Annotated in this window: 21 protein-coding genes; 9 read left to right on the plus strand and 12 right to left on the minus strand. The window is 68.2% G+C overall.

The window, feature by feature from the left end:
- Positions 1–99 precede the first annotated feature (99 nt).
- The 8 genes from HUS23_07325 (at position 100) to ntrC (ending at position 8,714) form a co-directional block, all read left to right on the plus strand.
- Positions 100–672 (plus strand): hypothetical protein, encoded by a 573-nt coding sequence (locus HUS23_07325; GenBank protein ID QKT03634.1) that lies wholly within the window; start codon positions 100–102, stop codon positions 670–672.
- Between the two features lie 134 nt (positions 673–806).
- Positions 807–1,850: a tRNA (5-methylaminomethyl-2-thiouridylate)-methyltransferase gene (locus HUS23_07330; GenBank protein ID QKT03635.1), complete on the plus strand. Its 1,044-nt coding sequence runs from the start codon at positions 807–809 to the stop codon at positions 1,848–1,850.
- Complete coding sequence (locus HUS23_07335) at positions 1,847–2,071, plus strand: sulfurtransferase TusA family protein (protein QKT03636.1); 225 nt, start codon at positions 1,847–1,849, stop codon at positions 2,069–2,071. The genes HUS23_07330 and HUS23_07335 overlap by 4 nt, the downstream gene beginning before the upstream one ends.
- Positions 2,071–3,255, plus strand: a complete 1,185-nt coding sequence (locus HUS23_07340; GenBank protein ID QKT03637.1) for a cation transporter — start codon at positions 2,071–2,073, stop codon at positions 3,253–3,255. The genes HUS23_07335 and HUS23_07340 overlap by 1 nt, the downstream gene beginning before the upstream one ends.
- Positions 3,256–3,476: 221 nt before the next feature.
- Positions 3,477–4,883: a glutamate--ammonia ligase gene (gene glnA / locus HUS23_07345; GenBank protein QKT03638.1), complete on the plus strand. Its 1,407-nt coding sequence runs from the start codon at positions 3,477–3,479 to the stop codon at positions 4,881–4,883.
- Positions 4,884–5,602: 719 nt separating this feature from the next.
- On the plus strand, positions 5,603–5,866 hold the full coding sequence (locus HUS23_07350; protein QKT03639.1) for a hypothetical protein: 264 nt from the start codon (positions 5,603–5,605) through the stop codon (positions 5,864–5,866).
- A 332-nt stretch (positions 5,867–6,198) separates the two neighbouring features.
- On the plus strand, positions 6,199–7,302 hold the full coding sequence (gene glnL, locus HUS23_07355; GenBank protein QKT03640.1) for a nitrogen regulation protein NR(II): 1,104 nt from the start codon (positions 6,199–6,201) through the stop codon (positions 7,300–7,302).
- The gene (ntrC, locus tag HUS23_07360) at positions 7,299–8,714 is read left to right on the plus strand and encodes a nitrogen regulation protein NR(I) (GenBank protein ID QKT03641.1); all 1,416 of its coding nucleotides are present in this window, start codon (positions 7,299–7,301) and stop codon (positions 8,712–8,714) included. The genes glnL and ntrC overlap by 4 nt, the downstream gene beginning before the upstream one ends.
- A gap of 303 nt (positions 8,715–9,017) precedes the next feature.
- On the opposite strand, the gene HUS23_07365 is transcribed toward ntrC, so the two are convergent.
- The 12 genes from HUS23_07365 to HUS23_07420 form a co-directional block, all read right to left on the minus strand.
- Positions 9,018–11,828: a carboxypeptidase regulatory-like domain-containing protein gene (locus tag HUS23_07365; GenBank protein ID QKT03642.1), complete on the minus strand. Its 2,811-nt coding sequence runs from the start codon at positions 11,826–11,828 to the stop codon at positions 9,018–9,020.
- 10 nt (positions 11,829–11,838) lie between these two features.
- Complete coding sequence (locus HUS23_07370) at positions 11,839–12,237, minus strand: pilus assembly protein MshP (GenBank protein QKT03643.1); 399 nt, start codon at positions 12,235–12,237, stop codon at positions 11,839–11,841.
- Positions 12,234–12,998: a pilus assembly protein MshO gene (locus HUS23_07375; protein QKT03644.1), complete on the minus strand. Its 765-nt coding sequence runs from the start codon at positions 12,996–12,998 to the stop codon at positions 12,234–12,236. Before HUS23_07375 ends, HUS23_07370 begins: the two co-directional genes overlap by 4 nt.
- Positions 12,999–13,078: 80 nt before the next feature.
- Complete coding sequence (locus HUS23_07380; GenBank protein ID QKT03645.1) at positions 13,079–13,531, minus strand: prepilin-type N-terminal cleavage/methylation domain-containing protein; 453 nt, start codon at positions 13,529–13,531, stop codon at positions 13,079–13,081.
- Positions 13,528–13,956: a prepilin-type N-terminal cleavage/methylation domain-containing protein gene (locus HUS23_07385; GenBank protein ID QKT03646.1), complete on the minus strand. Its 429-nt coding sequence runs from the start codon at positions 13,954–13,956 to the stop codon at positions 13,528–13,530. The genes HUS23_07380 and HUS23_07385 overlap by 4 nt, the downstream gene beginning before the upstream one ends.
- Before the next feature lie 77 nt (positions 13,957–14,033).
- Positions 14,034–15,911, minus strand: coding sequence for an O-antigen ligase family protein (locus HUS23_07390; protein ID QKT03647.1), 1,878 nt, complete (start codon positions 15,909–15,911; stop codon positions 14,034–14,036).
- Between the two features lie 68 nt (positions 15,912–15,979).
- A complete protein-coding gene (locus tag HUS23_07395) occupies positions 15,980–16,351 on the minus strand; it encodes a type II secretion system protein (protein QKT03648.1) in 372 nt (123 codons plus the stop codon).
- A gap of 291 nt (positions 16,352–16,642) precedes the next feature.
- Positions 16,643–17,257: a hypothetical protein gene (locus HUS23_07400; GenBank protein ID QKT03649.1), complete on the minus strand. Its 615-nt coding sequence runs from the start codon at positions 17,255–17,257 to the stop codon at positions 16,643–16,645.
- Between the two features lie 378 nt (positions 17,258–17,635).
- Positions 17,636–18,178 (minus strand): hypothetical protein, encoded by a 543-nt coding sequence (locus tag HUS23_07405; GenBank protein QKT03650.1) that lies wholly within the window; start codon positions 18,176–18,178, stop codon positions 17,636–17,638.
- 7 nt (positions 18,179–18,185) lie between these two features.
- Positions 18,186–19,412, minus strand: coding sequence for a type II secretion system F family protein (locus tag HUS23_07410; GenBank protein QKT03651.1), 1,227 nt, complete (start codon positions 19,410–19,412; stop codon positions 18,186–18,188).
- Positions 19,412–21,181 (minus strand): Flp pilus assembly complex ATPase component TadA, encoded by a 1,770-nt coding sequence (tadA, locus tag HUS23_07415; protein ID QKT03652.1) that lies wholly within the window; start codon positions 21,179–21,181, stop codon positions 19,412–19,414. The genes HUS23_07410 and tadA overlap by 1 nt, the downstream gene beginning before the upstream one ends.
- A gap of 151 nt (positions 21,182–21,332) precedes the next feature.
- Positions 21,333–22,301 carry a dihydroorotate dehydrogenase gene (locus HUS23_07420; protein ID QKT03653.1) on the minus strand — a complete coding sequence of 323 codons (969 nt, stop codon included), beginning with the start codon at positions 22,299–22,301 and terminating at the stop codon, positions 21,333–21,335.
- A gap of 113 nt (positions 22,302–22,414) precedes the next feature.
- On the opposite strand from HUS23_07420, the gene trmL reads away from it, so the two are divergent.
- Entirely contained in the window at positions 22,415–22,882 is a 468-nt protein-coding gene (trmL, locus tag HUS23_07425) for a tRNA (uridine(34)/cytosine(34)/5-carboxymethylaminomethyluridine(34)-2'-O)-methyltransferase TrmL (GenBank protein QKT03654.1), read from the plus strand.
- The last annotated feature ends 108 nt before the right edge of the window (positions 22,883–22,990 follow it).

Below are 22,990 nucleotides of genomic sequence, written 5' to 3' on the forward strand. Positions count from 1 at the left end.
ATGTTGAGGTGGCTCCGTGCCGCGCCGGTCGGAGTCGGGGTGACATGCCACCGGCGTGTGCCGGGAAGCCGCGCCGGTGGCCTGCCGTGGAGGGCATCGATGAGCGATTTGGTTCTGGGTCCGAACTCCACCGCCCAGTGGCACACACTGGTGCGCGACGCCGAACAGGCGGCCGGCTGCGCCTTGGCCGAAGAGCTGGAAAGCTACCTCGTTTTCCTGCTCATGCGCTTTGTCGCCAAGCCGGAGATGGCGCACAGCGTGCTCGCGCTCGAATACCTCGCCGGCCAGGCAAGCGGCGGCGGGCTGCGCCACGAGCGCCTGCGCGATGTGGGCGACAAGTGCCTGCTCTACTCCGGGCTGTTCCCACAGCGCGCGCGGCGCCGACGTGTGCGCCTCAGCTACTACGTGGACCTCGGTCGCGGCGCCTACCACGCCCTTGCCCAGAACACCGCCCATCAGCACGCCGACACCTACGAGGCCTTGGCCGAGGGTTTCGTCAACCTCATGGACGTGCTGCAGATCATGCGTCGGCTGCGCGGCGGCGAGGCCCCGCTCGACCCGATCGCCGCGCTCGAACTGCTGCGCGACACCGGCAGTGCCGGCGCCCGGCGCATGCTGCGCGAGGTCACCGACGCGGAGCCCTTCGAGGCGCCGAGCGACGCGCGCCATTAAGGTCGGCCGGGTCCGTCGGGCGCCCCGACCTTCGGTTTACCGCCGCTACCGGCGCTACGCCCCTTCCGGTAAGATAATCTGTTCGATGACCGCGAATCGCCGCCGCCGGCGGCCTCACCGATCAGGGCAGTGCCATGGACAAGCAGCGCAAGGCCGTCGCCCTCATCTCCGGCGGGCTCGACTCGATGCTCGCCGCGCGCGTGATGCTCGAGCAGGGCATACACGTCGAGGGCATTAACTTCTTCACCGGATTCTGCGTCGAGGGCCACACCCACGCGATTCGCAAGCGCGACCGCGAGCGTCCCAAGCGCAACAACGCACTGTGGAGCGCCGAGCAACTCGGCATCAAGCTGCACATCGTCGACATCTCCGAACCCTATAAGGACGTCGTGCTCAATCCCAAGCACGGCTACGGCGCCAACCTGAATCCCTGCCTGGACTGCAAGGGCTTCATGGTGAGCAAGGCCGTGGCGTGGATGGAGGAGAACGGCTTCGATTTCATCATCACCGGCGAGGTGATCGGCCAGCGGCCCAAGAGCCAGCGCCGCGACACCATGCCGGTGGTAGCGCGCGAGTCCGGTGCGGGCGAGCGCCTGCTGCGTCCGTTGTGCGCCAAGCTGTTGCCGCCCACGCTGCCCGAGCGGGAGGGCTGGGTGGACCGCGAGCGCCTGTACGACTTCAACGGCCGCTCGCGCAAGCCGCAGATGGCGCTGGCCGCGCAGTTCGGCATCGAGGAGTACGCGCAGCCGGCGGGCGGCTGCTGCTTTCTGACCGACGAGGCCTACTCGCACAAGCTCGCCGACCTGTGGCGTGCGCGCGGTAAGCGCGACTACGAAGTGGACGACATCATGCTGCTCAAGGTCGGCCGCCACCTGCGCCCGCGCCCGCACTTCAAGCTCATCATCGGGCGCGAAGAGGGCGAGAACAACTTCCTCGAGGGCTACCGCAAGCAATTCACCCACCTGCGCCCGGTCAGCCACAGCGGCCCGTTGGTGCTGCTGGACGGCGTGGCCAACGATGCCGACCTGGAGCTCGCGGCGCGGGTAACGGCCCGCTACAGCCAGGGACGCAGCGCCGCGGCGGTGCGCGTGGCGGTCACCCGCGACACCGGCGAGGAGCGCGAGTTCGAGGTGCCGCCGTTCGCCGCCGACGCCATTCCGCAGGAGTGGCACGTGTGAGCCACGTGGTGCTCGATGCCCGTCGTCTGCTCTGTCCGATGCCCGTGATTCGGGTGCAGGACAAGATCAAGGAACTCGCGCCGGGTGATACGCTCGAGGTGGTTTGCACCGACCCCGGCGCGGCCAGCGACGTGCCCGCTTGGTGCCGCGTGCACGGCCACCAGGTGCTCGACATCGCCGAGCGCGACCGCGAACTGATCATCACCCTCAAGGTCTGCTGATGGACGCCGAGCCCCGTTCCGCGACGGTCACGCCCACGGGCGCGGCGCACGCGGGCGGGGCCCGCTATGCCGCCGCGCGGCGCGTCACCGTGGTCGGCGGCGCGGTCAATTTGCTGCTCGCGGCGGCCAAGATCGTGTTCGGTGTCATCGGCAACTCGGCGGCGCTGGTCGCCGACGGCGTGCACTCCCTGTCGGACCTCATCAGTGACGCGATGGTCCTGCTGGCCGCCAAGCACGGCAGCCGCGCCGCCGACGCGGAGCACCCCTACGGGCACGCCCGCATCGAGACCGCCATGACGGTGGGCGTCGGCCTGCTGCTGATCGCGGTGGCGCTGGGCATCATGTGGGACGCCGCCCGGCGCTTGCTCGACCCCGCCTTGCTGTTGCATCCCGGCCTGCTCGCGTTGGCCGTGGCGGTACTCTCGGTGCTCGCCAAGGAGGCACTCTACCACTACACCGTGCGCGTCGCCCGGCGCATCCGCTCCAACCTGCTGCGCGCCAACGCTTGGCATCACCGTACCGACGCCATCTCCTCGGTGATCGTGGTGCTCGGCGTGCTCGGCGTGATGATCGGCTACCCATGGCTGGACGCCGTGGCGGCGGTGGCGGTGGGGCTGATGATCATCAAGATCGGCTGGCACCTCGCCTGGCACAGCCTGCGCGAGTTGGTCGATACCGGTCTCGACGCCGCACGCCTGGACGAGATTCGGCAGGTGATGTTGGATACCCCGGGCGTGCGCGCGCTGCACCAGTTGCGCACGCGGCGCATGGGCGCCGAGGCGCTGGTCGACGTGCACGTGTTGGTGGACGGGCGGGTGAGCGTCTCCGAGGGTCATCAGATCGGCGAGACCGTCCGCGCGCGGGTGATTGACGCGATGGAGGAGGTCAGTGACGTGACGGTGCACGTCGACCCCGAGGACGATGCCAGCGCCGCCCCGTGCCTCGACCTGCCCGAGCGCGATGCGGTGCGCGCGGCCTTGCATGCGGCCTGGGCCGACGTGCCTGAGGCGCGCACCGCGCGCCGCCTTGTGCTGCACTATCTGGATGGGCGCGTGCACGTGGAGGTTATCCTGCCGCTGGACGCCACGCGCGACGCCGCGCACGCCGAGCGCATCGCCGAGGCGCTGCGCGAGCGCGCGGCGCGGCTGCCCTACGTGGGACCCGTGGAGGTGATGTTCAGCTAGGCGCACCGCCGCAGTGCCCGCCCCACGCCGCACGCACTACATCGGGGCGCGCGGGCGCCACATGCACCACATTGGTGCGTGGGCGGCGGCAGCGGCCCGCTCGGGCGCCCCAGGATTAAGCGCTTAGACGCTGGCACGGAACCTGCTACGTCTCGGCGCAAGGTGCCGCCACCCGCGGCACGCTACACACCGATCGATATACGCCAGTTGGAGGCGAAGCCATGTCTCAGGATGTTTTGAAGCTGATCGAAGAGAAGGGCGTGAAGTTCGTGGATTTCCGCTTCACGGACACGCGCGGCAAGGAGCAGCACGTCACCGTGCCGGCCAGCACCGTCGACGCCGACGTGTTTACCGACGGCAAGATGTTCGACGGCTCCTCGATTTCGGGCTGGAAGGGCATTCAGGAGTCCGACATGATCCTGATGCCGGACGCCGAGACGGCAATCATGGACCCGTTCTTCGACGAGCCCACGCTCAACATCCGCTGCGACATCATCGAGCCCAGCACCATGCAGGGCTACGACCGTGACCCGCGCTCGCTGGCGCGCCGCGCCGAGGCCTACCTGAAGAGCACCGGCCTGGCCGACACCGCCTACTTCGGCCCCGAGAACGAGTTCTTCATCCTGGACGACGTGCGCTGGGGCGCCGACCTGTCCGGCTCGTTCGTGAAGATCGACTCCGAAGAGGCCTCCTGGAACTCCGAGAAGGTCTTCCAGGACGGCAACATGGGCCACCGCCCGACGGTCAAGGGCGGCTACTTCCCGGTGCCGCCGGTCGACTCCCTGCACGACATCCGCGCCGCCATGTGCCTGGCGCTGGAGGAGATGGGGATGAAGGTCGAGGTGCACCACCACGAGGTGGCCACCGCCGGCCAGTGCGAGATCGGCGTGGGCTTCAACACCCTGACCAAGAAGGCCGACGAGGTCCAGATCCTCAAGTACGTGATCCAGAACGTGGCGCACGCCTACGGCAAGAGCGCGACCTTCATGCCCAAGCCGCTGGTGGGCGACAACGGCAGCGGTATGCACGTGCACATGTCGCTGGCCAAAGAGGGCCAGAACCTGTTCAGCGGCAACAAGTACGGCGGCCTGTCCGACACCGCGTTGTACTACATCGGCGGCGTGATCAAGCACGCCCGCGCCCTGAACGCGCTGACCAACGCCTCCACCAACAGCTACAAGCGCCTGGTGCCGGGCTTCGAGGCGCCGGTGATGCTGGCCTACTCGGCGCGCAACCGCTCCGCCTCGATCCGCATCCCGTACATCACCAACCCGAAGGCGCGCCGCATCGAGGTGCGTTTCCCGGACTCCACCGCCAACCCCTACCTGTCCTTCGCCGCGCTGATGATGGCCGGCCTGGACGGTATCCAGAACAAGATCCACCCCGGCGAGGCGATGGACAAGGACCTCTACGACCTGCCCAAGGAAGAGGCCAAGGAGATCCCGACCGTGTGCCACGCGCTGGATCAGGCCCTCGAGGCGCTGGACCGCGACCGCGAGTTCCTCACCCAGGGCGGCGTGTTCAGCAACGACATGATCGACGCCTACATCGCCCTCAAGATGGCCGACGTCACGCGCCTGCGCATGACCACCCATCCGGTCGAATTCGACATGTACTACAGCCTGTAAGGACGTCGACGCAGCCGTGCAAGCGCCCCTTCGGGGGCGCTTTTTTTTGATCTCGGCTGATCAAAGAAGCCTAAAGAACACCATGCTGGATTCATCATACCGCAGCGAGAAACGTGGTCCTCGCGATGCTGCGTGACGAACGGCTCGAAGCCGTCGGTTACGACGGCGTCCATGGTGCGTTCCGAGGGTATCGTTTATCGACGGCGCGGTGCCAGTGGACAACCGGGCTGCAGGCGTTGAAGGGCTCGTCGCTCCCGCTGGACCTCTAACCTGGATCATGCAGCGCTTGCACTGCATCGAAGGGCGAATCGGTCATCCTGCACTGGGCCTCGCTGCGCGAGCAGTTCGCGCAGGAGTACAAGGGCGCACCGAAGACGTAACTCAACCGCGAGTTTCTGCCTTCGCGCGGGCGTTTTGGAGAGTTTGCAAGCCCCCCGCCAGCGGTTCTTTCCGACAGCCGAGCAAGGAATCAATCCTGCCTACCTGCTCGGCGGGAGCGGCCAGGTTGTTCGCGCATTTGCTCCGATTGCCCGACGAACGCAAGTCATCGCTCGGCGTGATGCACAAGGACGTGCATGCCGGCATCCTCGAGCCTCATATGGAGCGTTATGAGGCCTGCACCGACGCGGTCGAGGTGACGGGGTCGTGGCTGAAGGCGCGCTCGCGGACCGGAGCTGTACTTCATTCCCGTGGAAAGCATCAGACGGTCCACGGATGCGTTGCTGCAACGCGAGCTTGGGATGGACGGGTCGATCTTTGATGGCCCGATTGTCCGAGACATCCCCCCGCTGCGCGGGGACGCTGCGGTGCAGTTCACAGGCACCGTGTACAAGCGGATGCCGAGTGTATTCGAGCGTTACCTCGGCGGATCGCGGGAGGCGTTGTTTTACGGGGTGCGGTTCGATGGCAAGCGCGCGCTGCTGAGTGTGGGCGCGTTCGTTGAACCGCCGGTGGAGATCTGCAGCGCCGTCCGTCAGTCATAGGTGGGCGTTGGGGAGCTGCTTCGCGTGGAACTCCGCAGCGAGCGGGAGTGAGCCGTACATGTTGGTGCTGGTCTCGAGCGCCTGCGCGGCGGCCGAGGCTCAACCAGAGATTCCTTCATGCCCTCTACGGTATGGCGTCCCTGTCCAGCGTGCGCCGATTCGTCCTCCCTTGGTGCGCGGCGCGCCCGGCGCGCCGAAGCGCGCACTATTTTGGTGCATCCGTGCCCGCGCGCGCGGTATGCTGTGGGCTCGGTGGCCACGCTAACTGCCCGCTGCGGCAGCGGTCGCGCACCATCGCGGGGCTTTGGACCACTTCTTGCTACAGCGGGACTATGGACGAGATGCAGGAACCGCAGCGCCGCGCGTTGGACCACATGCACACCGCCGTGTTGTTGGTGGACGCGGCGTTGCGCCTGCGCTACCTGAACCCCGCGGCCGAGATCCTGCTCGCCGCCAGCCGGCGGCGCGTGACGGGCACCAGCTTCGCCGAACTACTCCCGGACGCCGAGTTTGCCGAGAGCCTGCGCGGGGCGCTGGCCTCCGGCCACCCGTTCACCGTGCGCGAGCGCGTGCTCCACATTCCCGCCGGCCAGCGCATGACCGTGGACCTTACCGTAACGCCGCTGCGGGAAGTGGGCGCGGGCGACGAACTGCTCATCGAGCTGACCCAGGTCGATCGCCAGCTGCGCATCTCGCGCGAGGAGCAGCTGCTCGCGCAGCAGTCGGCCACCCGCGCGCTGGTGCGCGGGCTCGCGCACGAGGTGAAAAACCCGCTCGGCGGCCTGCGCGGCGCCGCCCAGCTCTTGGAACGGGTGCTGCCGGCCGAGGACCTGAAGGAATACACCCAGGTCATCATCCGCGAGGCCGATCGCCTGCAGGCGCTCGTCGACCGCATGCTCGGGCCCAACAGCCTGCCGAGAAAGTGCGCGCTCAACATCCACGAGGTGTTGGAGCACGTGCGCAGCCTGGTGGCGGCCGAGGTGCCGCGCGGCGTCGCCATCGGGCGCGATTACGACCCCAGCATTCCCGAGCTCTACGGCGACCGCGACCTGCTGGTGCAGGCGGTCCTGAACATCGTGCGCAACGCCGCGCAGGCGGTGGAAGGCGAGGGGCATATCACGCTACGCACGCGCACGCTGCGCCAGTACACCATCGGCCACGTGCGCCACAAGCTGGTGGTGCGCGTGGACATCATCGACGACGGCCCGGGTATCCCGGCCGACATGCAGGAGAGCATCTTCTTTCCCATGGTCACCTCGCGCGCCGAAGGCACCGGCCTCGGCCTGCCGATCGCCCAGTCCCTGATCGGGCAACACGGCGGGCTGGTCGAGTGCCGCAGCCGGCCGGGGCAGACGGTGTTCACCCTGCTGTTGCCGTTAAAGCCGGACCAGGGCGTCGATACCCGAACCGATACACAGCCAGGAGGGCCGGCATGAGCGGGCAGAGCCGCATCTGGGTGGTCGACGACGACCGCTCCATCCGTTGGGTGCTGGAGCGCGCGTTGCGCGACGAGCAGTTCGAGGTCACCGCGTTCGAAGAGGGGGGCGCGGTGCTGCGCGCCCTGGCGCGCGAGAGACCCGACGCGATCATCAGCGACATCCGCATGCCGGGTACCGACGGGCTCGCGCTACTGGAGCGCATCCGCAGCGATTACCCTGAGCTGCCGGTGATCATCATGACCGCGCACTCCGACCTCGACAGCGCGGTGTCCGCCTATCAGGGCGGCGCCTTCGAATACCTGCCCAAGCCCTTCGACGTGGATCAGGCCGTGGAACTCGCGCGCCGCGCGGTGGCGCACCGCGACGATGAGGCGGGCGCCGCCGCGCCGCAGGCCCTGGCCCCGCTGGAGATCATCGGCGAGGCGCCCTCCATGCAGGAGGTGTTTCGCGCCATCGGCCGCCTCGCGCGTTCCAACATCACCGTGCTCATCAACGGCGAATCGGGTACCGGCAAGGAACTGGTGGCCGCCGCGCTGCACCGCCACAGCCCGCGCGCGAACAAGCCGTTCATCGCGCTCAACACCGCGGCCATCCCGCGCGATCTGCTGGAATCGGAGCTCTTCGGTCACGAGCGCGGCGCGTTCACCGGCGCGCAGACCCAGCGCCGCGGACGTTTCGAACAGGCCGACGGCGGCACGCTGTTCCTGGACGAGATCGGCGACATGCCGGCCGAGCTGCAGACGCGGCTGCTGCGCGTGCTGTCCGACGGCGTGTTCTACCGCGTCGGCGGGCACGCGCCGGTGAAGGTGGACGTGCGCATCATCGCCGCCACGCATCAGGACCTGGAGGCGCGCGTCGCGCAGGGCCAGTTTCGCGAGGACCTGTTCCACCGTCTGAACGTGATCCGCGTGCACGTGCCGCCGCTGCGCGAGCGGCGCGAGGACATCCCCCTGCTCGCGCGCCACTTCCTGGCGGCCGCGGCGCGCGAGTTGAACGTCGAGGCCAAGACGCTCGACGCGCAGGTGGAGGATTACCTCACGCGTCTCGAGTGGCGCGGCAACGTGCGCCAGCTGCAGAACACCTGCCGCTGGCTCACCGTCATGTCGCCGGGCAAGGTGGTGCACATGGAGGATCTGCCGCCCGAACTCGCGCCCGGCGAGGCCTCGGTCGCCGCCCCCACCGGCTGGCAACAGGCGCTGCGCGAGTGGGCCGACCAGAGTCTCGCACGCGGCGATCAGGGCTTGCTCGATGTCGCGACGCCCGCCTTCGAGCGCATCATGATCGAGACCGCGCTCGCCCACACCGGCGGGCGCCGCCAGGACGCCGCGCGCCTGCTCGGCTGGGGGCGCAATACCCTCACCCGCAAGATCAAGGAACTCGGCATGGAGGTCGGCGCCGAGGCCGATTGACCGGGCCTCAGCGCGCGCCGTTCACGCTGCACTACATGCGCGCCCCGCCCATGCCGTGATGGTGGCGGGCGTGGTCCTGAGAAAGGCGCACGCGAGTCTGCGCACAGACTATGGACGGCTGGACCTGGTCACATGCCGCGCGGGAAGCGCGGTCAAGTGGCCGCCACGCCCCAAAAGTTAAAACGCACGTTGTACGGGATTCAACCAAGTGACGGGCCTTGGCGGCCCCACGCGCAAGCCCCCCCCAGGGGGTGTGTTGGGAGGATGAGCCCTGACGACCGCCTCCGCGTACGCAGTCGCCCTTCAATAACGCTCCTGCATGTACAACCGCTTCGGATTGCCGCCGAAAATGCCGAAGCTCGCCCGTCCCTTTGGATTCTCGGCACTCCCGCTACCGACCCAGTCGAACTTGAGCCAAGGTGCGCCGGCGTTGTCGAGATCCACAACGAGATCCACGCTGCCGTAGGCGTGTGGCGCTGCAAGTTCAATCGCACCTTCTCCATTGACCAATGCGATTCCGTCAATGGTGATGCTGCTGAGGTCTTCCTGGTAGGCTTCGTCCTTGACCGCGCCGAGGACGATGTCCGTGCACTGATCGTCTTGTTCGATCAGCCAGGTCGCGAGACCGCCGCCCAGATCCCGCCAACTCTCGATGCGCAGTGGCACGGGCAGGCCGAGTTGATCGGTGCCGTGCGCGTTGGCAACGCGCAGGCGTGCGCTGCGCACCTCGGTTTTGTCTTCGAGACCGGTTGCTGAGCTGATTCCGTCCGCGTCGACGGCGCGTAACGTTAGGTCGTAGGGGAGGGTCTCCACGTCGTCGAAGGTGTACGTCACACCGGCGCCGGTGCCGGTGTCCCTGATGACGGAGGCGGTACCGTTTGCGAATATGCTGGCCGCGAGCACATGGCCGCTGAGTCCTGTTTCGGCATCGTTTGCTGCATCCACGAGACGAACCTCCTGGGCGTAACCCAACGCGCCGTCGTAGTTCCTGGTCAGCCCCCCGCCGTGGCGCTGGGCATTAACGACTACCTCGCCGAGCGCCTGACCGCTGTAGGTCATGCCGGGGCTGTTGCTGCACCCGTGATCCATTACCAACACGTCGAAGTAGCCCGGAGTAAAGCGCGCCGCCGGTACGAGATCAACCGAATTCATCGGCACATCCAAGTAATCCGGCGGCACGACACGCAGGATGTGTCGACCCACCTCCGACACGGCCTGATCGACCACGGTCGCCTGGCCACCCTCGACAGCGAAGGCAGTCACCGCCAGCGACCCCGGCTCACCACCCGCGGGCTCGGCTAGCACGTGTTCGATCTGGATGTCGTCGAGCGCGAAACTCGGTGTGTGCAAGCCGGGCGAGATGCTTCCATCTGCGCATTGGGCGCGCACGTGCATGTCGAAGGGATACCCGGCCGCGTGCCGCCGATCAGGCGGGCTGGGCAAGCCGGCCGCGGTCATCGCGCCACCCCCGCCACTCGCATGCGCCTCGATGACCAGTTCGGGCACCGCCACGAAGGTACCGGCACCCTCCATCAGCAATTCGTCGTCGGCGAATCGTGTGTGCAGCGCAATGCGTCCGGCATCGGCATAGCTGAAGCTAAACGTCGCCTCGGCCGCTTCGTCGAACTCCAACTCGACGGGTGTGCCGGGCGAGACGCCACCGAGTTCGATCGGCGGGCTCTCCGTGTGAACATGCACGCCCCGTAGGCCGTCCGCCGGATCGCTGTACGTGTACCAAAAGCCGAGACTGGCCGTGCGTGACGCAAAACCGCCGTCGCCGATGCAGCGTTCCGGATTGCTGGGATCGGCCCGCACCGCACGGATGATTCCCTCGCCGACCGAGCACGCCGCGATGTTGGGAAGCTCGAGCGCAAAGCCCGCCTCATGCACGGTGAACTGGCAGCCGCTCCCGGAAACGCATTGGCTCGCGGAGGCCGCGCCGGCGGCGCTCGCGCCCAAGGTGAGCACGCCGGGCGTCGGATGCCGGAGTGCGAGCAGGGCGCTGCCTGCGCTGACGGTGACGGTGGCGTCAGGCCATGCCTGTGGCGGGCTGAGGCTGACCTCCGTCGGATCGGTATGTAGCTTGGTACAGTCCGCGTTGGCGCACAACCTGACCACCACTGGCGTCGTTTGGCACGTTAAGCCGCTGCCGGGATGCTCCAGGCGAACGTGGTCGAGCGCGGGCATTCCCGTGAAGTCCACATTGACGACATCCGCGTCTACGGGGCCGGGTACGAGATGGCTGTCTGGATCGAAGGTGTAACCTTGTAGCGCCGGGGTAACGGCGATGCTAGATGAGCCGTGCGTCACGCCGTCGAACAAAAAAACGCCTCCGGCATCGGTCGACACTTCCTGCGTATGACCGCCCTCGGCAGTAACCAGCACGTTAGCGAGCGGCTCGCCATTGGCGTTGGTGACCGTTCCCGAGATCGTGTAGGTGGTGATCACGTAGCTGAGCCTCACCTCGCCGCGCGCGCCGCTGCCGCCGCTGCCACCGTCCCCACTGCCGCCGCCCCCGCCACCCGGCGCCGCGCCGTCGGCGCCATTCGCTCCCGATGCGCCGCCCGCGCCGCCCGCACCCTCGCCGCTGCCGCCGCTGCCGGGAACGTTCGCCGAACCGTCGCCACCGACCGAGCAGTTGAGGGGCGAACCGCCCCCGCCGCCGCCGGCGCGCATGTTTCCCCCGCCCTGCTGCCCCGTGCCACCACTGCACCCATTCGCAGTAACAGCGCCAAATGCCCCGCTGCCCCCTACGCCTGCGGCGGTGGAGTTGTCCGCCCCCCCCTGACCGCCCGGGGCGATCACGGGCGCGGCACCTCCGTCAGGGCCGAATTGCGACGTTCCCGCCGCCGCGCCGGCACCCCCACCGGCACCCACGATGATGCTATAGATGTCGCCGGCGACCACGGGCACCGTCGCCGCCGCATAAGCACCACCGCCACCGCCGCCGCCGCCATGGTTCCCGTTTGTGCCGCCGCCGCCACCGCCACCCCATACCTCCACGGTAACTTCGGTGACGCCCTCAGGGACGGTCCACGGCCCGCTGACGGTGAAGATCTCGGTTGTCTCGGCGCCGGCGACAAGCGGCGCGCCGAGCCATAACAGCGCGATCAACAGCGCGAGCCTAAGGTGCATCGGTCACCACCACGCTGATACTGCGGGAGACATAAGCGGCGTCGCCGGGAACCCCGGAGGTGGCGACCGCGCCGATCGTGTAGATGTTGAACGTGTTGTTCGCCTCCGTGTGCGGGCTGCTTTCGCAGGAGACGGTGACCGCAAAACCCGCCACCCCCCCGTGCATGAGCGACAGCGCGCTGCTGGCGGCGCAGCTGCCCCCGACCAGCGCTTGGTAGGTGCCCCATTCGATGCCCGCGTGGGCGGCGGTGTAGGCCTGCGCCCCCTTCACGCCCAGCAGCGTGGTGTAGTGCTGGGTGCTGGAAAGCGTGACCATGTACGCGCCGAGCCCGGTCAGCACGACGACCAGGAAAAGAACGGAGACCAGCGCGAAGCCGTGATGCCTCATGGCGCGTTGTCCACGTGCATCTGATGCAACAGCGTGATGGTCTCGCCGGCGTCGGTGAGGGTGATGCGTGCGGTCACAAGCCCAGAGCGTGTCGCCGTGCCCGGCGAATAGCTGAATGCGCAGCCGCCCACGTTCTCGGTCACCAATGCGCCGGGAGGCGGTGAATCGGGCGGCAGATAACCGACGTGGCGGCGCATCTCCCCATCGCCGCAGCTGTAACGCACCGCGGTGTCAACCAGAAAGATACGCCGGTAGGGAGACTGCAGCGCGAACTGGTGACCGGGCGCGAGCGTGACGGCCTGTTCGCCGGGTACATCGTCGGCCTCTATGTTGATGATCGTTCCGGGTGGAGTGACAACCGCATCGCCGGTCCAGGCATCGGCGCCGGGAATGCCCAGGTTGTAAACCACCAGCCGATAGTTGTCCGCGCTCGCGATCGTCGGAAAGGGACCTTGGATATTAAACGCGGTATCCGCCTGGTTGAACTGCAGACGCTTGTCGGCGGACGCCGCACCGGGCCCCGGGCTCGAGCGATAGCGCCCACCGGCCAGGGTATTGAGCATTTCCAAGGTGTCGTCGCCCGTGATCCGCACGCTGTTCGGGACCGCGCGCCGTACGTCGCGCGCCATGCGCCGCAGCGCCATCTCCGCCGCGTCGACCAATTCCGCGCGCCGATGTTGCGCCTCCCATGCCTCAACCGGTCCGCGGATGAACACCGAGACCCCGGCGGCGATGATGCCGGCGATCACGATGACGATCACCAGTTCGACGAGTGTGAAGCCGCGCGGCGTGGTCGCGCGGCCGCCCTTGCGCAGGCGCGGCGCCGAAAGCGTGCCCCTGCTCATTCGTAGTTCGTCCGGTAGCCGGTCAATTGCACGGAGTGCCCGCTAGTGTGGCTGACCTTCACGTCGATGCGCGCGACATCACTGCCCGGGATGCCCCCCAAACCCTCCGACGGATCTGCGGTGACCTCCACTCGCACGTTGTATCCTGCCAGACCGAGCGCGTTGCCGAACTGGTCGGTCGGTGGTTCGTCCAGTCCGTCGTAGTCGAAGATGTCGTCGAAGTTCGCGCGCACCCCAGTTTCGGGTCCGACCGTGAAAGGGCGAAGCAGCACCTCCTCCATATACGCCTCGGCGATGGCGCCGGCCTGCTGCTGAATCATGGGATCGGCGCTGCGCGCCACGGTGGTGGTGAAGACCAGCAGTACGCCGGAGACGGCGACGCCCATCACGACGATGGCGATGATCAGCTCGACGAGGGTAAGGCCTCGCTGAAGGCGGGGCGCGCTCATTTGGTCTGCACGTAGCCGGTGGCGCCGATGACGTTGAAGCTGCGGCTGCCGACGGTCACCGCCACGTCGCCGCCCGCCGCGCCCAGCGCATCGAAGGTGATGTTCGCGGCGCTGAGCGCAACGCCGCTGGGGGCGCTGCCCGCAAACGTGCCGGCGCGCGCGGGGTGCGGCACCGGCCCCGAGCAGTCCGAGGCGAGGCTATAGCCGCCGGCGCCGATGTTGACGTGGACGTCGCAGCCGCTCGCGACTGCGAGCTTCTGTGCGTAGCGCGTGGCCGCCACCAGTTCGTCGTAGAAACCGCGCGCTTCGAACGCGGTCCTGTCGAAGAACCTCGGCATGGCCACCACTGCCAAGATCCCCAAGATGACGAGGACCGTGATCAGCTCGACGAGCGTGAAGCCGCGTTGTGGACGTCGGTCTTGCATCTGTGCCCTGATTACCACCTGAACTTCCGAGTCATCGAACTCGGAAAGATCGAGCATCCGTGCAGCGGACCTGCGCCTCAGTCGGCGGGTATACGCTCTAGTGCCTGGTCATCCCCTAGCCGCTGCGCGAGTGCGCGGGTGACGTCCAGATATTCCTTGCGTGTGTGGCGAGGATACCAGAAGTGCCTGGCGGCCATGAGAACCTGCAGTGCGCCTTCCGGATCGCCTCGTGCCTCCAGCCGTTCGGCCAACAGAAGGCGCCCGGAAAGCGTCCGGGGATCGCGCGCCAGGGCAGCGCGCAAGTGCTGCTCGGCAGCCAGTTCAGGCTCCGACACCAGCCCCAGGCGTCCGCCGGCGAGCGCCAACTGCGCGTTCAGCTCGTACCCCCAAGGGCGATAGGGGTTCAAGCGCAGCGCCGCTTCGGTGTCGGCGACGACAAAGCGGTAGGCGTCGGGAGCCATAGGATTGTCCGCCGCATCGTCGGGCGCGAGGACGCTGCGGTAAAGGATTTGCCCCCGATGTAGACGCAAGGCGTCTGCGCCCGGCCACCAGGCAATGGCTTGCGTGGCCGCGCCGAACGCTGCTGAGTAGTCTCCCGCGCGCTCGGCCTCGGACGCGCTCATGTGGTAGCGAAAGCCTACGGCGGTCGTTACTGCATGCGCGGTCAGCAACAGCCCCAGGCCTGCGGCGACTAGCGCGCCAATGCGCGTCGCGCTGCGGATGGGTTGCAGCGTGACGCCGCGTGCCGCGGGCGCGACGAGCCCGAGCGCGAGGCCGGACAGTAAGAGTATGACCGCGATGGAAAAGTTAAAGGTAAACAGCGCGTGGACCGCCACCCCGATCACGCCCGCTATCAGCCACGCGCTGCCGGACGGCGCGGGCGTCTCTTTCTGCCGGAAGACCGTCCCGAGGGCCAGCGCGAGCACGCCCATGAACAGCAAGGCGGCCGGAATGCCTCCGGCGTAGGCGAACGCGAGCACGTCGTTGTGTGCGTGGAAGCCCGCGCTCGCGTCCAGTGGATCCCGATGCGGGGGCCACAGCATGAACAGGGTACCCGGCCCATGGCCGAGCCATGGGCTCTCCGCAATCAGCGGAAGGAGACTTTGCCAGATGACGAACCGGGAAGCGCCCGCCAGCTCCGGTTCGCCCAAGGTGGCGATGCGGGCAAACATGAAGCCACTCGTGGTGGCGCTGGCGAGCAGGAAACCGAGCACCGCGCCGCCCAGGAACCCTAACAGGACCGGGGAGCGGCGGTAGGCGGGCCGCAGCAGCGCAAGGACGATCAGGCCCGCCAAGGCGCCCAGTATGGCGCCGCGACTTCCGACCAGGCCCAGCACCCAGAACACAGGCGCCGCCGCGGCGCCTGCCAAGGCCGCCAGTACAAGCGGGCGTGGCCGCAGCCGTGCTTCGAAACAATGCAGCGCGGCGCCCCAGAACATGCTGGTAAGAAACAGGAACGCGACGAAGTTGTTGCGGTTGAGGAACGGTCCGCTCGGCAGTGGATCCCCAAGAAAAAACGCGCGCACCGCGAGCAGTGCAAACACGCTGCCGGTGGCGCCGACCACCAGAAAAAGTAAGGTGGTGAGGCCGGCGTGAGGCGCGAGCGCGCGCGCGAGCGCATAGCCCAAGAACAGCAAGCCCAGCCTCAGCATCTCGGCGCCGCTCACCAGGGGTATGGGCGAGGCCAGCGCGGCCATCACCAGCCACCCGCCGAACAGCAGCATGAGGACATCGAGCGCGGTGGGCGGGGTCCACCGGGTATGCCGCCCGCGCAGGTGTGCTGCGATCAAAGCAGTTACTACCAGCACGAACGCCGCCGCCAGGACGTCATGCCGTTGTCCCGTGTGGAAGACGGCAAACCAGATGCCGATCGTCAGCAGCAGTAGCGCGGCGGCGGAGGCGACCGTGGTCCGGAACGAAGGCGGGGGAAGGCTGGTGTCAGACGAAGATGGCACGACGACGCGCCGAACAAGGGGAGCAAAGCAAGGCGCCCACCGAAGTGGGCGCCTTGCAGAGCGGCGCTTTAGCTAACACCGTGGCCGATGAAGGTGGCCTGGTGACCGGTGCCGGTACGGTTGACAGTGCACTCCTTGGATTCGCCCGCAGCGAGAGCTTCCGGATCGATGTCATACTTGGCCGGATCCCAACCCTCGACAAGCGCGGAAATTTCGTCGCAGTCGCCGATACTTGTGCCCTTCGCGCTGTCGAGTTTGTTCTGCGCGAAGTTGAGGGCCGAGCCGGCCCCGAGAGCCCCGGCGGTCGCCTTCACGGCGGCAACTTCGGCCTCGTCCGACAGGTCGATGAACTTCGGAATCGCCACCGCGGCCAGGATGCCGAGGATGACGATGACCATGATGAGTTCGATGAGGGTGAAGCCCGATTGCTGTTTCTTCATTGTTGGAACCCCAGGTGAGGCGGGCGCGCCCGCCTTTTCGTTATTCGCCGCCGGTGCGCCGGCCTTGGCACCGCGATGCCTCGTGCATGCGCCCGGTGGATCGTTGTCCCGCCTTTGCGGTTACGGACGACTTATACCCAGTTTTCGCAAGTGGGACAAGCGTAACGGACCCAAAAAAGCAAGGAAACGCCGCACGTTTCTAGTTGGGGAAATTGCGCCCTTGCCAGCGCCACTCGCTCGACGCGAAGCGCCCGAAAGGTCCGGCATTGATGCGTCAGCACCTCGGCGCACCTACGGGCCGGCGGTGCCGGCAACCGCGATCAGCAGCCCGATCAGAATGAGCGCCGCCCCGGTCGCGCGCGGGTGACGCTCGACCCAACGCGTCGGGCCGTCGCGCGGGCGGTTGAGCGCGGCGAGCGCCGCGTCGGTGTTGATCCAGCGGTCGGCCACCGCCTCCAACGGCCGCAGCAGGCTGGGCCGCAAGTAGAGCAGCGGGCCGAGCAGCAGCGCGAGGCCCGCCGCGAGCGCAACGAGCACCAGCAGGACCTGGGCGCTGAGGGCGGCGAGCAGCGGCGAGAGGCCGAAGGCGGCGGCGATGGCGTCGTCCCAGCCGGCGGTGCGTTGGACGAGCAGGGTGTACAGCAGTACCGCCCCGGCCAGTACGAGCAGCGCGCCCACCGCGCGGTGGTGACGATAGAAGAAACGGCCGGAATGGCGCCGGCGGTTGAGCTGCTCGGCCAGGCGGTCGGCGGACACCCACACGCTCAGCCGACGATCCAGGCGTAGCGCGGCGGCGGGGGCGAGCGCGAGCCACACGCCCAGCGCGGCCGACAACGCGCCGATGGCGAGCGCGAGTGCGCCCCAGTGGGCGAGCAGCCAATGTCCGAGGGTGGCGCCGAATTGCACGGTGTCGCTCCAGCTAAGCGGCGAATGATCGCCTCGTTCGTACGCTCGTAGGGCGCATTAAGCGCAGCGCAATGCGCCGGCGGCGGGTGGGTGTCCGTACCGCCCCCTGGCGCAATGCGATGGCGCCTACTGCGCCCTACGGTGTCTGTGCGCTTCTCCCTCCCGCTAGCGGGCGCGGCCGGTGGATGTGGGGCTCACCGCGGGCGCTGTTACCGCCTGCGGCGGCCCCCTCATCCCTCCTCCGCTTTGCGAGGGAGGGGCGAATAATCGTCACGCTCGTAGGGCGCATTAAGCGGCAGCGCAATGCGCCATGGGCGCGTGGCATACCCACCGGCTGCTGGCGCAATGCGCTGCGCTTATTGCGCCCTACGGGCCGAGTTAGAGGTTCCAGCGGTAGGCGTCCAGCGTGCGCAGACGCACGCCGTGCACGCCCTCGCCGTCCGCCACTTCCACCCGCAGGCGCACGCGCGCGGGCCCTTCGGCCTCGCTTTCGAAATAGTGCGCATGGCGCACGCGGTAGACGAGTTCGCGGCGGTCGCCGTCGAAATACCACAGGCCGCCGTCCACCGCCGCGGGATCGGCGTCGTGCAGCGTGCCCAAGTGGCGCCGCGGCGGCGCGCCCGGCTCGGCGGGCCCCAGCAAGGGGTGGCGCGGCCCGGTCTGCATGAGTTGCATCGGGTCGGAGCCGGCCAAGGCCGGGATGCGCGCGATGTCGCCCTGGGCATGGGCGACCAGGGCCTCGACCAACAGCGCGGTGCGCAGATTGTTGATGGTGACCTGCAGGGCGACCTCCTCGGCCTGGGCACCCAGGGCATCTAGGCGCTGGTGGCCGCCGTACACCAACGCCCCGAACACCATCGCCACCAGGGCGAGTTCCAGGCGGGTGAGTTGGCGCCGGGCGAGGTCGGTGAGCAGAGGCATGCGGTGCCTAGCGCCGGACCGCGGTGGCCATGTCCCACATGGGCATGAACACGCCGAGCGCGAGGATCAGCACCAGCGCGCCGACGGCGAGCAGCAGCACCGGCTCGATGTTGGCGGCGAGGCTCTTGAGGTCGTAGTCGACCTCGCGCTCGTAGGCGGCGCCGACCTCGTCCATCATCTCGTCCACGGCGCCGGTCTCCTCGCCCACCGCGATCATCTGCAGCACCAGGGGGGTGAACATGGCGGTCGCGGTGGCGGTGCGCGACAGGCTCTCGCCGCGCTCGATGCCGTTGCGCATCTGCAGGATGCGCTCCTCGACGAAGGCGTTGTCGACCGCGCGCGCCACCACGGTGAGGCCCTGGATCAGCGGCACGCCCGAGCGCTGCGTCATGGCGAAGGTGCGCGCGAAGCGCGCCAGCGTGGCGCGCAGGATGATGGGGCCGATGAGTGGCAGGCGCAGCTTGAGGCGGTCCCAGCGGTAGCGCCCGGCCTCGGTGCGCACGTACTGACGCACGGCGAGGTAGCCCGCTACGCCCGCGGCGATGAGGTACGGCCAGGCGACGACGAAGAAGTTGGAGGTGGCGAGCAGCGCGCGGGTGGCCAGCGGCAGATCGGTGCCGCCGCGCTCGAAGATACCGGCGAAGGCGGGGATCACCAGCACGTTGATGACCCCGATGGCGACCGCCAGCGCGATCAGCACGATGGTCGGATAGCGCAGCGCCGACTTGATGCGCTCGCGCGTGTCCTTCTCCTGCTCGAGGTAGCGGGCGATCTGCGCAAAGGCGTCGTCCAGGCGCCCGCTCTGCTCGCCCACGCGCACCAGGCTGACGTACAGCGGGGTGAAGATCGCTTCGTGGCGCGCGAGCGCCACGGCGAGTTCGCGGCCGGCCTCCAGGTCGTCGAGCACCTGCTGCAGCGCGCGCGCGAGCACGGCGTTGCGGCTCGACTCGATGAGCCCGCGCAGCGCGCGCGTGAGCGGCACGCCGGCGCGGGTGAGGGTGTGCAGTTGGCGGCTGAGCAGGATCAGCTCGCCCAGGTCGGGCGGCTGTTCCTGCAGGCGGCGGTTGAGGGCGGCGAACACGTTGCGGTCGTCGCCGTGTGCCTCGCGGATATCGATCGGGGTGATGCTGCTGTTCATCAGCAGGTCGGCCACCGCATCGGCCGACGCGGCCTCCATGCGCCCTTCGATGGCCGCGCCGCGCAGGTCGCGCCCCTTGTAGCGGAACTGCGGCATCAGGCGCCGGCCTCGCCGGCCGCGCGGCCCTGCGGCGGCGCCTCGGCCGGCGCGCCGTCCGTCACCTCGAGATCGATCTCACCGGCGATGCGCAGTACCTCATCCAGACTGGTGACGCCGTTCAACGCCAGCTCCAGCGCGGTATCGGCCAGGGTCTGGAAGCCCTCCTGCGCGTGCGCCGCAGCGCCGAAGGCGACCGTGTCGCCGGTGCGCAGCGCATCGGCCAGGGCACGGTCGATCTCCAGCAGTTCGAACACGCCGACGCGGCCGCGGTAGCCGGTGTTGTTGCAGTGCGCGCAGCCTTGTCCGCGCAGGAAGCGCGGTCCCTCGTCGCGCTCGCCGAGGCGGCTGCGCAGCCACGCGAGCTGATTGGCGCTCGGCTCGTGCGGGCGTGCGCAGCTCTCGCACACCCGTCGCACCAGGCGCTGCGCGACCACGGCGGTAAGCGCGCTCGCCACCAGGTAGCCGGGCGCGCCCATGTCCAGCAAGCGGTGCGTGGTGCTGATGGCGTCGTTGGTGTGCAGGGTGGAGAGCACGAGGTGGCCGGTCATGGCGGCGCGCAGGGCGATCTCGGCGGTTTCGTGGTCGCGCATCTCGCCCACCAGCACGATGTCGGGGTCCTGACGCAGCGCGGCGCGCAACACGGTGGCGAAGGTGAGGCCGATGCGCGGATGCACCTGAATCTGGTTGACGCGCGGCAGCCGGTACTCGACCGGGTCCTCGACCGTGATGAGCTTCTGCGCGGGGGTGTTGAGTTCGGTCAGCGCGCCGTACAGCGTGGTGGTCTTGCCGCTGCCGGTCGGACCGGTGACCAGCACCAGCCCGTGAGGCTTGCGGATGATGCGCCGGAAGCGGGCCAGCAGCGCGGGCGGCATGCCGACGTACTCGAGGTCGAGCGCGCCGTGGCTCTGGTCAAGCAGCCGCATGACCACCGACTCGCCCCACTGGATCGGCATGGTGGACAGGCGCACGTCGATGCTGCGGCCCTTCACCCGGATGTTGAACCGTCCGTCCTGCGGCAGACGCTTCTCGGAGATGTTCAGCCCCCCCATCAACTTGAGGCGCGAGACCACGGCCAGTGAGATGTGCCGCTCCTGCACCACGTGCTCGTGCAGCAGCCCGTCGATGCGCTGGCGCACGCGCAGTACCTTCTCGTCGGGCTCGATGTGGATGTCCGAGGCGCCCACCTGCACCGCGTCCTCGAACAGCGTCTGCAGCAGTTTGACCACCGGGGCGTCGGTGTCGCTGACGTTGTCGGCCAAGTGCGCGAGGTCGAAGTCGCCCTGAGAGATCTCTTCGCCGAGTTCTTCGGCGAGGTGACTGATCTCGTCGGTGCGCCGGTAGACGAGGTCCAGGGTACGCAGCAGGTCTGCCTCGCGCACCACCGCTTGCAGCACGGGGCGGCGCAGGAGGCGCGAGAGCTCATCGAAGGCGAAGATGTCGGTGGGGTCGGCCATGCCCACCAGCACGCCGTCGGCGCCGTCCTTCAGTGCCAGCACGCGGTAGCGGCGCGCCACGGTCTCGGGCAGCAGGCGCACGGTGGCGGGATTGAACTGGTAGTGCTTGAGGTCCACCAGCGGCAGGCGCAGCTGGCGTGAGAGGAAATCGAGCAGCTGGTCTTCGGTGATGTAGCCGTGCTCGATCAGCACCCGCCCGAGCTTGCGGCCGCTTTTCGTCTGATCGGCGAGCGCGGTCTGCAGCTGCGTCTCGGAGATAACCTTGTGCTCGACCAGCAGATCGCCGATGCGCAGCTTCTTTTGTTGTGACACGCCCTGTTCCCCCCGGCTTCGGGGGTCAAGGATTACAGAAAGCCCTGGTGGCGCGCAATAACGGCGCACGGGGCGCGGCATCTTCCTTGCCGCCGCCCGGCGATTCTATGCGCGTCGCCGTCAGTGCACGAAGGCGCGGGTCGGGCCCGCGCTAGACCCCGCAGCCGGTCCCCGGGGCCTCTTCGCGCAGCAGGCTGCCGGTGAGCTGGGCGACCTCGGCGAGCTCGTGGCGCTTGAGGTAGTCGACGATGCCGGCGTTGATCTTCGGACACACCAGCGGGTCGTAGAACAGCGCGGTGCCGACGCCCACCGCGCTCGCGCCGGCGATGAGGAACTCCAGCGCGTCCTCGGCGGTCAACACGCCGCCCTGGCCGATGATGGGGATGCCGTGCGGGCGGCACACCTGATACACCTGGTGCACCTTCAAGAGCGCGATGGGCTTGATCGCCGGCCCCGACAGCCCGCCCTGGCCGTTGCCGAGGATGGGGGTACGGCTCTCGATGTCGATCGCCATGCCCATCAGGGTGTTGATCACCGCAAAGCCGTCGGTCCCCGCCTCGATGCAGCGCCGGGCGTTCTCCTGGATGTCGGTCTGGTTGGGCGAGAGCTTGGTGATCAGCGGCTTGTCGGTCTGGGCGCGGCAGGCCTCGACCACGCGCGCGGACATGTCCGGGTCGTTGCCGAACGCCACGCCGCCTTCCTTCACGTTCGGGCAGGAGATGTTGATCTCCATGGCGTCGATCGGCGAGTCGTCGAAGATGCGCGTGATCTCGGCGTACTCCTCTACCGTGGAGCCGGAGAGGTTGGCGATGAAGCGCGTCTCGCCGAAGTCGAGCGTGGGCAGGATGCTGTCGACCACGTGGCGCGTGCCCGGGTTCTGCAGGCCGATCGCGTTCAGCATGCCGGCGGGCGTCTCGAACACGCGGTGCGGCTTGTTACCCAGGCGCGGTGCGAGGGTGGTGCCCTTCAGGCAGACGGCGCCCACGTCGCGATTGGAGAAGCCCTCGACGCGGGTATACTCCTCGCCGAAGCCCACGCAGCCCGACAGCAGCACCAGGGGCGTGTCGAAGCGCATGCCGCAGAAGTCGACGGCCAGCATTGCTTTGTCCTGCGGATCCATAGGCCCCCAAAAGGCTTGAGCGTACGCGTGGTCTGAGAAGTCCAGGATGGTCTGATTCAGACCATTCCTAACAGACGAATCGCCCGATTATACCAGCGGAGTGTCCGCCGCCCATGCTGCACGTCGTGCTCTACCAGCCCGAGATCCCGCCCAACACCGGCAACGTGATCCGCCTGTGTGCCAATACCGGCGCGCGCCTGCACCTGATTCACCCGCTGGGGTTTCGGCTCGAGGACGCGCGCCTGCGCCGCGCGGGTCTGGACTACCACGAATACGCGCGCGTGGAGGAACACGCCGATCTGGAGGCGTTTCGCGCCGCGGTCGCGCCGCCGCGCCTGTTTGCGTTTTCCACGCGCGGCACCCGCTTTCATCACGAGGTGAGCTACCAGGCGGGGGACGCCTTGTTGTTCGGTCCCGAGACCCGCGGCCTGCCCGCCGCGTTGCTCGCCGGCTTGCCCGCCGGGCAGGTGCTGCGCCTGCCCATGGTGCCCGGCAGCCGCAGCCTGAATCTGTCCAACGCGGTGGCGGTCGCGGTGTACGAGGCTTGGGGGCAGCTCGGCTTCGCGGGGCGCGCCGACTGAGGCCCCCCCGGGCACCCTTGGCGGCGGTAGGGTGTCGTAGGGCGCATTAAGCGCAGCGCAATGCGCCGGCCGCGTCTCCGGCTGGTACGCCCCTGGCGCAATGCGCTG

This window comes from Ectothiorhodospiraceae bacterium 2226, from assembly GCA_013348725.1.
Taxonomy (GTDB): domain Bacteria; phylum Pseudomonadota; class Gammaproteobacteria.

Coding starts and splice junctions, on each gene's coding strand:
- HUS23_07370 (QKT03643.1), bottom strand. CDS start 12,237: ATGAGGCATCACGGCTTCGCGCTGGTCTCCGTTCTTTTCCTGGTCGTC.
- HUS23_07405 (QKT03650.1), bottom strand. CDS start 18,178: ATGCCTCTGCTCACCGACCTCGCCCGGCGCCAACTCACCCGCCTGGAA.
- glnL (QKT03640.1), top strand. CDS start 6,199: ATGGACGAGATGCAGGAACCGCAGCGCCGCGCGTTGGACCACATGCAC.
- HUS23_07340 (QKT03637.1), top strand. CDS start 2,071: ATGGACGCCGAGCCCCGTTCCGCGACGGTCACGCCCACGGGCGCGGCG.
- HUS23_07385 (QKT03646.1), bottom strand. CDS start 13,956: ATGCAAGACCGACGTCCACAACGCGGCTTCACGCTCGTCGAGCTGATC.
- trmL (QKT03654.1), top strand. CDS start 22,415: ATGCTGCACGTCGTGCTCTACCAGCCCGAGATCCCGCCCAACACCGGC.
- HUS23_07410 (QKT03651.1), bottom strand. CDS start 19,412: ATGCCGCAGTTCCGCTACAAGGGGCGCGACCTGCGCGGCGCGGCCATC.
- ntrC (QKT03641.1), top strand. CDS start 7,299: ATGAGCGGGCAGAGCCGCATCTGGGTGGTCGACGACGACCGCTCCATC.
- HUS23_07395 (QKT03648.1), bottom strand. CDS start 16,351: ATGAAGAAACAGCAATCGGGCTTCACCCTCATCGAACTCATCATGGTC.
- HUS23_07380 (QKT03645.1), bottom strand. CDS start 13,531: ATGAGCGCGCCCCGCCTTCAGCGAGGCCTTACCCTCGTCGAGCTGATC.
- HUS23_07330 (QKT03635.1), top strand. CDS start 807: ATGGACAAGCAGCGCAAGGCCGTCGCCCTCATCTCCGGCGGGCTCGAC.
- HUS23_07325 (QKT03634.1), top strand. CDS start 100: ATGAGCGATTTGGTTCTGGGTCCGAACTCCACCGCCCAGTGGCACACA.
- HUS23_07420 (QKT03653.1), bottom strand. CDS start 22,301: ATGGATCCGCAGGACAAAGCAATGCTGGCCGTCGACTTCTGCGGCATG.
- glnA (QKT03638.1), top strand. CDS start 3,477: ATGTCTCAGGATGTTTTGAAGCTGATCGAAGAGAAGGGCGTGAAGTTC.